The 2,114-nt window shown below is 71.7% G+C and carries 2 protein-coding genes; both read right to left on the bottom strand.

Features of this window, described 5'->3' with window-relative positions:
• Window positions 1-289 (bottom strand): tetratricopeptide repeat protein (locus tag IBL25_RS25800; RefSeq protein WP_187781298.1); only part of this gene is annotated, 289 nt, incomplete at its 3' end.
• Window positions 290-295: 6 nt separating this feature from the next.
• Window positions 296-1,966 carry a formate--tetrahydrofolate ligase gene (locus IBL25_RS25795; protein WP_187781297.1) on the bottom strand — a complete coding sequence of 557 codons (1,671 nt, stop codon included), beginning with the start codon at window positions 1,964-1,966 and terminating at the stop codon, window positions 296-298.
• Between the last annotated feature and the right edge of the window lie 148 nt (window positions 1,967-2,114).

The following is a 2,114-nucleotide window of genomic DNA, read 5'->3' as shown; positions in this document are numbered from 1 at the left end:
GGGCGGCTTCGGCCTGCGGCAATTGCCCGGCCTCGGCCAGGGCGGCGCCATGGGCGGCCAGGAAGACCGGCGCGCCCGGGTTGAGCGCCACCGCCCGCCCGATCAGCCGCAGGGCTTCCGGCAGGTCGCCCCGCGCGCGGGCGATCTGCCCCAGCAGGTTCAGCGCATTGCCGTCATCCGGCCGCAGCGCCAGCACCTGGCGGAAGAGGCGCTCGGCGCCCGCGAGGTCACCGGCCTGGTGGCGGGCCAGCCCCTGCCGCAGCAGCGCGAGGGGGTCCAGCGCCACCATGGCGGCTCAGAACAGCCCTTCGATACGGCCTTCGGCATCCAGCCCGATGCCTTCCGCCGCCGGGTGGCGCGGCAGGCCGGGCATGGTCATGATCTCGCCCGCGATGGCCACCACGAAGCCGGCGCCGGCGGAAAGCCGCACGTCGCGCAGCGGCAGCACATGCCCTTCCGGCGCGCCCAGCAGCGTGGGATCGGCGGAGAAGGAATACTGCGTCTTGGCGATGCAGACCGGCACATCGCCGAAGCCCGCATCCTCGAAGCGCTTCAGCTTGGCGGCCACCGGCGGCGGAATGGCGACGGAGGCGGCGTGGTAGATCTCCCGCGCCACCGTCTCGATCTTGCCGGCCAGGGAGACATGGCTCTGGTAGAGCGGCTCGAAGGCCGCGCTGCCGCCCTCGATCAGCTCCAGCACCGCGCGGGCGAGGTCGGCGGCACCCGCCGCGCCATCGGCCCAGTGGGTACAGAGGATGACCTTGGTGCCCAGCGGGCGCATCGCCTCTCGCACCGCCGCGATCTCGGCCTCGGTGTCACCGGTGAACTTGTTCAGCGCCACCACCACGGGTAGGCCGAATTTCTGCATGTTCTGCACGTGGCGGCGCAGGTTGCTGATGCCGCGCGTGACGGCCGCCACATCCTCGGTGCCCAGGGCCGACTTGGCGACGCCGCCATGCAGCTTCAGGGCGCGGGTGGTCGCCACCACCACGCAGGCCTTGGGCGCGAGGCCCGCCGCGCGGCACTTGATGTCCAGGAACTTCTCGGCACCGAGATCTGCGCCGAAGCCGGCTTCCGTCACCACCACATCGGCCAGCTTCAGCGCCAGCCGGGTCGCGATGACGCTGTTGCAGCCATGGGCGATGTTCGCGAAGGGTCCGCCATGCACCAGCGCGGGGGAGCCTTCCAGCGTCTGCACCAGGTTGGGCGCCAGCGCGTCCCGCAGCAGCGCCGCCATGGCGCCATCCGCCTTCAGGTCCCGCGCCGTGATGGCGCGGCCGTCACGGCTATAGCCGACGATGATGCGCCCCAGCCGCGCCTGCAGGTCCGCCAGGTCCTTGGCCAGGCAGAAGACCGCCATGACCTCGGAGGCCACGGTGATGTCAAAGCCATCCTCGCGCGGGAAGCCGTTGGGCACGCCGCCCAGCGCCGCGTTGATGGAGCGCAGCGCGCGGTCGTTCATGTCCACCGCCCGGCGCCAGACGATGCGGCGGGCGTCCAGCCCCAGCTCGTTGCCCCAGTAGAGGTGGTTGTCCACCATGGCGGCCAGCAGGTTGTTGGCGGCGGTGATGGCGTGGAAGTCGCCGGTGAAATGGAGGTTGATCTCCTCCATCGGCAGCACCTGGGCATGGCCGCCGCCCGTGGCGCCGCCCTTCACGCCGAAGCAGGGGCCGAGCGAGGGCTCGCGCAGCGCGATCATCGCGCGGGTGCCCAGGCTGTTCAGCGCATCGCCCAGGCCCACCGTGGTGGTGGTCTTGCCCTCGCCGGCGGCGGTGGGGTTGATGCCGGTCACCAGCACCAGGGCGCCATCCGGGCGGCCCTTCTGGGCATTCACGAAATCCAGGGAAACCTTGGCCTTGTAGCGGCCATAGGGTTCCAGCGCGTCTTCCGGGATTGCGGCCTTTTCGGCGATCTCGCGGATCGGGCGCAGTGTCGCCGCGCGTGCGATCTCCAGGTCGGTCGCCATGCCCTCGGATATCCCCTGCTATCTTGAAGCCGGATTATCGCCCAAGGGCCTGGCCGGCAAGCCAGGGACTTAGCCGCGCGGCCGGGCCGGCGGCAGCGCGGCCTGCAGCCCCGGCGGCGCAGGGGCCGGTTGCAGCAGCCCCGCCCGC

This window comes from Pseudoroseomonas ludipueritiae (assembly GCF_014490445.1).
GTDB classification, from domain to species: domain Bacteria; phylum Pseudomonadota; class Alphaproteobacteria; order Acetobacterales; family Acetobacteraceae; genus Pseudoroseomonas; species Pseudoroseomonas ludipueritiae.
This window is presented reverse-complemented; position numbering and strand designations above follow the sequence as displayed.